The 6,399-nt window shown below is 68.7% G+C and carries 6 protein-coding genes and 2 pseudogenes; 6 read left to right on the forward strand and 2 right to left on the reverse strand.

Features of this window, described 5'->3' with window-relative positions; all coding sequences use genetic code 11:
- A partial coding sequence (locus AC1DY5_RS37475; protein WP_478119536.1) for an SWIB/MDM2 domain-containing protein occupies positions 1–333 on the forward strand: 333 nt, incomplete at its 5' end.
- A gap of 61 nt (positions 334–394) precedes the next feature.
- Here the strand turns inward: AC1DY5_RS37475 and AC1DY5_RS37480 are convergent.
- Positions 395–2,116 carry a thiamine pyrophosphate-binding protein gene (locus AC1DY5_RS37480; protein WP_478119537.1) on the reverse strand — a complete coding sequence of 574 codons (1,722 nt, stop codon included), beginning with the start codon at positions 2,114–2,116 and terminating at the stop codon, positions 395–397.
- Between the two features lie 99 nt (positions 2,117–2,215).
- On the opposite strand from AC1DY5_RS37480, the gene AC1DY5_RS37485 reads away from it, so the two are divergent.
- The 3 genes and pseudogenes from AC1DY5_RS37485 to AC1DY5_RS37495 all read left to right on the forward strand — a co-directional run.
- The gene (locus AC1DY5_RS37485) at positions 2,216–2,863 is read left to right on the forward strand and encodes a TetR/AcrR family transcriptional regulator (protein ID WP_478119538.1); all 648 of its coding nucleotides are present in this window, start codon (positions 2,216–2,218) and stop codon (positions 2,861–2,863) included.
- A 333-nt stretch (positions 2,864–3,196) separates the two neighbouring features.
- Positions 3,197–3,583, forward strand: coding sequence for an ABC transporter substrate-binding protein (locus AC1DY5_RS37490; protein ID WP_478119539.1), 387 nt, complete (start codon positions 3,197–3,199; stop codon positions 3,581–3,583).
- A gap of 9 nt (positions 3,584–3,592) precedes the next feature.
- Positions 3,593–3,964, forward strand: a pseudogene (locus tag AC1DY5_RS37495) (ATP-binding cassette domain-containing protein); the annotation flags it as partial.
- A 178-nt stretch (positions 3,965–4,142) separates the two neighbouring features.
- Here the strand turns inward: AC1DY5_RS37495 and AC1DY5_RS37500 are convergent.
- Positions 4,143–4,445: pseudogene (locus AC1DY5_RS37500) on the reverse strand (NAD(P)-binding domain-containing protein); the annotation flags it as partial.
- On the opposite strand from AC1DY5_RS37500, the gene AC1DY5_RS37505 reads away from it, so the two are divergent.
- Both AC1DY5_RS37505 and AC1DY5_RS37510 read left to right on the forward strand, forming a co-directional pair.
- Positions 4,338–5,234 carry a sugar phosphate isomerase/epimerase family protein gene (locus tag AC1DY5_RS37505; RefSeq protein WP_478119540.1) on the forward strand — a complete coding sequence of 299 codons (897 nt, stop codon included), beginning with the start codon at positions 4,338–4,340 and terminating at the stop codon, positions 5,232–5,234. The pseudogene AC1DY5_RS37500 and the gene AC1DY5_RS37505 overlap by 108 nt on opposite strands.
- 92 nt (positions 5,235–5,326) lie before the next feature.
- Positions 5,327–6,376, forward strand: coding sequence for an AMP-binding protein (locus AC1DY5_RS37510; protein ID WP_478119541.1), 1,050 nt, complete (start codon positions 5,327–5,329; stop codon positions 6,374–6,376).
- Positions 6,377–6,399 lie beyond the last annotated feature (23 nt).

A 6,399-nucleotide genomic window follows, 5' to 3' on the forward strand; every position in this document is an offset into this window, starting at 1 on the left:
CCTGCAAAGAAGGCAGCACCCGCCAAGAAGGCTGCTCCTGCAAAGAAGGCTGCTCCCGCGAAGAAGGCTGCTCCCGCCAAGAAGCGCACACCCAACGCTGCGTTCATGAAGGCATTGACCCCCAGCCCGGCGCTCGCCGCCGTGGTCGGCTCGACGCCTCTGCCGCGCACCGCCGTAGTGAGCAAGCTGTGGGACTACATCAAGAAGAACAACCTTCAGGACAAGGCCAACAAGCGCAACATCAACGCCGACGCCAAGCTGAAGGAAATCTTCGGCAAGCCGCAAGTGTCGATGTTCGAACTGGCTTCGCTGATCGGCAAGCACGTCAAGTGAGCCCGCGAGCGCCTCGTGCGCTTGCATGAAAAAGCCGGCAGCAGCCGGCTTTTTTTTGGCTTCAGCGCCCGGACGCCTCGGCCGATCGGGTAATCGCGCTCAGGGTGCCGCGGGTGGTGATCACTTCGGGGTCGAGCGGGATCTCGATCAGCGTGCCGGTGTCCGCCGCCAGCGCGCGCAGCAGCGCCGCCTCGAACTGCGCGGTCTCGGTCACCTGCTCGGCCGCGTAGCCGTAGGCCCGGGCCAGCGCGCAGAAGTCCGGGTTCTGCAGCGCGGTGCCGCTCACCTTGTTCGGGTACTCGCGCTCCTGGTGCATGCGGATGGTGCCGAACATGCCGTTGTTGAGCAGCACGATGATGCTCTTGCCGCCATGCTGCGACGCTGTGGCGAGTTCCTGGCCGTTCATCAGGAAGTCGCCGTCACCGGCGATCGTGAAGGCGACGCGCCCGGTCGCGATGCTGGCCKCGATGCCGGCCGGCACGCCGTAGCCCATCGCACCACTGGTCGGCGCGAGTTGCGTCTTGTGACCCTTGGCGAGGCCGTGGTAGCGGAAATAGCGGTGCACCCAGCTGGCGAAATTGCCCGCCCCGTTGGTGATCGCGGCATCCGCCGGCAGGTGCTTCTGCAGCAGCTGCACCACCGCCACCATGTCGACCGCGCCACGCGGCGCCTCGGCCGGCAGGCCGGCCAGCGGCTGCGGCTCCAGGTTGGCAAGGTAGTCGGCATGGGCGGCCGCGGTCCAGACCTCCCAGGGCAGCTCCGGCGGCGCGCTGAGCACCTCGAGGCTGCGCGCCGCCGAGGCCATGCCGGCATTGATCGCCAGGTCGGCCTGGTAGACCCGGTTGAGCTCCTCGGCGCTGGCATGGATGTGGACCAGCGTCTGCTTCGCCTTCGGCGCTTCGAGCAACGTGTAACCACCGGTGGTCATCTCACCCAGGCGAGGGCCGATGGCGAGGATCAGGTCGCTCTGCCGCACGCGCTCGGYCAGCTTCGGATTGATCGCGATGCCGACATCGCCGGCATACAGCGGATGGTGGTTGTCGAAGGTGTCCTGGAATCGAAAGGCGTTGGTCACCGGCAGCTTCCAGTTCTCGGCGAAGCGCTGCAGCGCCTGCGCCGACTGCGGCGTCCAGCCGCCGCCGCCGGCGATCACCAGCGGACGCTCCGACTTCAGCAGCAGCTCGCGCAGGGTGCGCAGCGCACCCGGGTCGCTCCAGGCCGCCACCGCCTCGACGCGCTGGAGCGGCCGGGCAGCGGTCATGCTGCGCAGCATGTCCTCGGGCAGCACCAGCACCACCGGGCCCGGGCGCCCGTTCATCGCGGTGGCAAAGGCGCGCGCCACGTATTCGGGGATCCGGTCGGCGTCGTCGATGCGCTCCACGCGCTTGGCGAAGCCCTTGGTGCTCGGGCCGAAGAAGCTCGCGTAGTCGACCTCCTGGAAGGCCTCGCGATCACGGAAGTCGCTGCCGACGTCGCCGACGAAGAGCACCATCGGGGTGGAATCCTGGAAGGCGTTGTGGACGCCGATCGAGGCATTGGTGGCGCCGGGCCCGCGCGTCACGAAGCAGACGCCGGGCCGGTTGCTCAGCTTGCCGTGCGCCTCGGCCATGAAGGCCGCCCCGCCCTCCTGGCGGTTGACGACGAAGCGGATGCGATCGCCGTAGGCATGGAAGCCGTCGAGCACCGCGAGAAAACTTTCGCCGGGGACGCCGAAGGCTAGCTCGACGCCTTGCTCGAGCAGGCATTCGACAATCAGATGGCCGGCGGGTTGGGTTGTACTCATGGACGGGCGCCTCTTTCTCTCTGGTGCAATGGGGTGTTCGAATTATCGGTTCGGCCCGCGCCCGCTTGCCTTAATTCCCCAATTGGTTAAATTCGCCCCATGAAAGCTCCCACCCCGGTCGCCGCCGAACCGCGCTCGCGCGACGCCGACCGCTCGCAGCTCGCGATCCTCGCCTCGGCGCGCGACGAGTTCTCGCAGCGCGGCCTGGCAGGCGCCCGCGTGGACAGCATCGCCGAGCGCGCGGGCCTCAACAAGCGCCTGATCTACTACTACTTCGGCAGCAAGGACGACCTCTTCCTCGCGGTGCTCGAACGCACCTACGCCGACATCCGCGAAGCCGAACAACAACTCCATCTCGACGCGGTCGAACCGGTGGAGGCGATCCGCCGGCTGGTCTCCTTCACCTGGCACTACTATCTCGAGCACCCCGAGTTCATCACGCTGCTCAACAGCGAGAACCTGCATCGGGCCGCGCACTTGAAGCGCTCCGAACGCATCCAGGAAATGAACTCGCCGCTGATCGCGCTGCTCGACGGCGTGCTCGAGCGCGGCCGCCGCGACAACCTGTTCCGCGCCGGCGTCGACCCGGTGCAGCTTTACATCTCGATCGCGTCGCTCTGCTACTTCTACCTGTCGAACAACGACACCCTGTCGGCGGTCTTCGGGCGTGACCTGCGGGCGCCGAAGGCGATGGCCCAACGCCTGTCGCACATGACCGACCTCGTGCTCGGGTACGTCCTTCGCTGATACGGGTATCTCCTAGGGGCTCGCCGGTTGACGGGTCGACGAGGGCATTTCTAGAATTGCTAATTCACTTATTGGTGAATTGAAACGCGCAGCGCCGCTGCACGGATCCCGTCCAGGCTTCAACCACGGTCCTCGTCGATGCTTCGCAATCTCCTGCTCGCGCCAGCGCTTCGCACTGGCTCGTCGTTGTGGCCCTTGAGCTCGCAGGTGGCGTAGGCCGCGTCGTCGCGGCCGGATCGCGATCGCATCGCTTGCCCGGCCCGGCTTCGCCCATGGCGCAGACCCCGACTTCGCGAGCCTGCAATCCGAGCTGGTGCCCGTGACGATGGCGCGCTGTGCCACGACTCGGGCGTCAACCAGATCAGTTCGGGGATCATCGCCAACAAGAACCTGCTGACCGAGAACCCCGACCTCGTGAAGCGCTTTATGCGGGCCTCCACGCGCGCCGCCGAAGCGGCCGAGAAGGATCCGGCTGCGGCGGTCGACGCGATGCTCAAGGCCAACCCGAAGGCCGGCGTGCGCAACACGCTGATCGTCGGCATGAAGCAGAGCGCGGCCCTCTTTCACACCAAGGAAACCACCAACCAGCGGCCGTACCACGTCTCGATGAAGAACGTCAACGACTCGCTCGACCTGCTGGTCCAATACGGCGGCATGGACGCCGCCACGCGCGGCAAGCCCGAAGACTACGTAACGCTGGACTTCCTGCCGACCAACTGATCGTTCCTCATGGCCCTGGACACTCTCATCGAAGCGCGCGGCGTCGCCAAGACCTACCAGAGCAAGGACGGCCCGGTCGAGTCGCTCAAGCCGCTCGACTTCTCGATCCGCGAGGGCGAGTTCGTCTCGGTGGTCGGGCCCTCGGGTTGCGGCAAGAGCACGCTGCTGAAGATGGTGGCCGGGCTGCTGCCGATCAGCGCCGGCACCTTGACACTGGCCGGCAAGCCGATCACGGGGCCGCAGAAGGATGTCGGCATCGTGTTCCAGAGCGCGCTGCTGCTGGCCTGGCGCAGTGTCGAGGACAACATCCTGCTGCAGGCCGAGATCCGCCATCTGCCGAAGGCCGCCGCGCGCGAGCGGGCCCGCAAACTGATGAAGATGGCGGGCCTCGCAGGCTTCGAGAACAAGTACCCATGGCAGCTCTCGGGCGGCATGCCCCGAGGCGCTGCTGTACCTTCGCGAGCTTGGCTCGCGCTCCCATGCCGGCGCCTCCGATCCGGATGCGACGCGACGAGAGCGCCGCGAGCACGGCTTCGCTGGCGCGCACGGCGTCCGCGTCGCCGCCGAGCAGCATCGTCGCTTCCCCCGCCGCGATCTGGCTGCTGGAGCCTGACAGTGGCGCTTCGATCAGGTCGACGCCTTGCGCCTCGAGGCGCATCGCCAGCGACTCCAACGCCTCGGGGTCGCCCGTCGAGCAGTCCACCAGCACACGCACCGCGCCACCCGCCAGCAGGCCCTGCGGGCCCTCGGTTGCATCGAGCACGCCTCGGGTGTCAAACACGGCCAGCACGACCACGACTGGCTGTCGATCAACACCGCGACGATCCGGAAGCAGCACGGCGCAGAGGTGCCGCTGGACCACATCATCGACCAGTGCGCCGAGCGCGGCATCCGCGCGATCAGCCCATGGCGCGACCAGGTCGCCGCGGTCGGGCTCGACAAGGTGGCGAAGCAGCTGAAGGCGCACGGCATCGGGCTTTCGGGCTACTGCCGCGGCGGCTTCTTCCCCGCGCCCGACGCCGCCGGCCTCAGGGCCGCGCTCGACGACAACCGCCGCGCCATCGACGAGGCGAAGACGCTCGATGCGCCCTGCCTGGTGCTGGTGGTCGGCGCCCTGCCTGGCGCGCTCGACGGCAAGGCCGCCTACAAGGACATCGGCYGCGCGCGCGGCGAGGTGCGCGACGGCATCGCGGCATCGCTGGCCTACGCGCGCGAGGTCGGCATGCCGCTCGCAATCGAGCCGCTGCACCCGATGCAGGCCGCCGACCGCGCCTGCATCAACACGCTGGAGCACGCACTCGACCTGTGCGACGAACTGGACGCCGGGCGCTCCGGCATGCTGGGCGTGGCGCTGGACATCTACCACGTGTGGTGGGACCCGAAGCTCGAGCAGCAGATCGCCCGCGCTGGCAGGGAGCGGCTGCTGGCCTTCCACGTCTGCGACTGGCTCACGCCGACACGCGACCTGCTGTCGGATCGCGGCATGATGGGCGACGGCGTGGTCGAGCTGCGGAAGATCCGCGGCTGGGTCGAGGCGGCAGGCTTCGCGGGCTTCAGCGAGGTCGAGATCTTCTCGACCTTGGACTGGTGGCAGCGCTCCGGCGAGGAGACGCTGGCGACCTGCATCGAGCGGCACCGCAGCGTGGTCTGACCGGGCCGGCGCCCTGCGGGGTTCACCTGCGTTGTCTGTCTGGCGCCGTTCGGGTAAGGTCCCCGGCCATTCAACGTCCGGAGAACCTGGCCATGGCCCACCTGCCCGAAACCGGAATTCGCAATCCGGACGACATCGCGCGCTTCGAGGCCGAGATGACGCTGGCGCAGCGCCTGCCCGAGCGCAGCATCCTGGACGTGTTCATCGGCGCCGCCGCGCGGCAGCCGGAGCGCACCGCGCTGACCATGCTGACGACCGGGGCGCCCGACGAGCAGCCCCGCCGCGTCAGCTACCGCGAATTGCTCGGCCTGGTCCGGCGCGCCGCCAATCTGTTCGCGTCGCTGGCCGGCGCGCGCCCCGGGGTCGCCTACATGCTGCCCAGCCTGGTGGAGACCCATGCGACGCTGTGGGGCGCCGAGACCGCGGGCTACGCGGTGCCGATCAACTTCCTGCTGCAGCCGGAACACATCGCCGGCCTGCTGAAGGCTTCCGGCGTCCAGGTGCTGGTGGCGCTGGGCCCGCACCCGGTGCTGGACATCTGGCAGAAGGCGCTGGCCCTGCGTGCCGAACTGCCGGGGCTGACACTGGTGCGGGTGGCCCCGCCCGGCACGCCGGCCGAGGCAGGCGTGATCGACTTCCATGCCGCGCTGATGGCGCAGCCCGACGACCGGCTGCTGTTCGGCGAACCGGGCCGCGATGACGACGTGGCAGCCTACTTCCATACCGGCGGCACCACCGGCGCGCCCAGGCTGGTGGCGCACACCCACCGCAGCCAGCTCACGGCCGCGCTGGGCGGCGCGGTGCTGGGCGACATGCGCGCCAGCGACACGCTCACGGCCACCCTGCCGCTATTCCACGTGGGCGGCACCATCTTCTGCGGCCTGAGCGCTTTCATGGCCGGGGTCGGGCTGCTGATCATGTCGCCCGGCGGACTGCGCAACCCGGCCATGGTGCAGGGCTTCTGGCGCCTGGCCGGCCAGTACGGCGCCACGCTGGTGGGCGCCGTGCCCACCTCGGTGGGGGCCGTGCTCGACGTGCCGCTGGCGGACGCCGACATCAGCGCTGTGCGCGCCGGCTTCTGCGGCGCGGCGTCGCTGCCGACCGCGGTCGGCGAGCGCTTCAGGCAGGTGACGGGACGGTGATTGTTAGAGGTCTACGGCATGTC

It is taken from the genome of Variovorax sp. P4_D9 (assembly GCF_056401695.1).

Bases quoted from the DNA above. Each gene is read 5' to 3' on its own strand.
- AC1DY5_RS37485 (WP_478119538.1), top strand. From the start codon at position 2,216: ATGAAAGCTCCCACCCCGGTCGCCGCCGAACCGCGCTCGCGCGACGCC.
- AC1DY5_RS37510 (WP_478119541.1), top strand. From the start codon at position 5,327: ATGGCCCACCTGCCCGAAACCGGAATTCGCAATCCGGACGACATCGCG.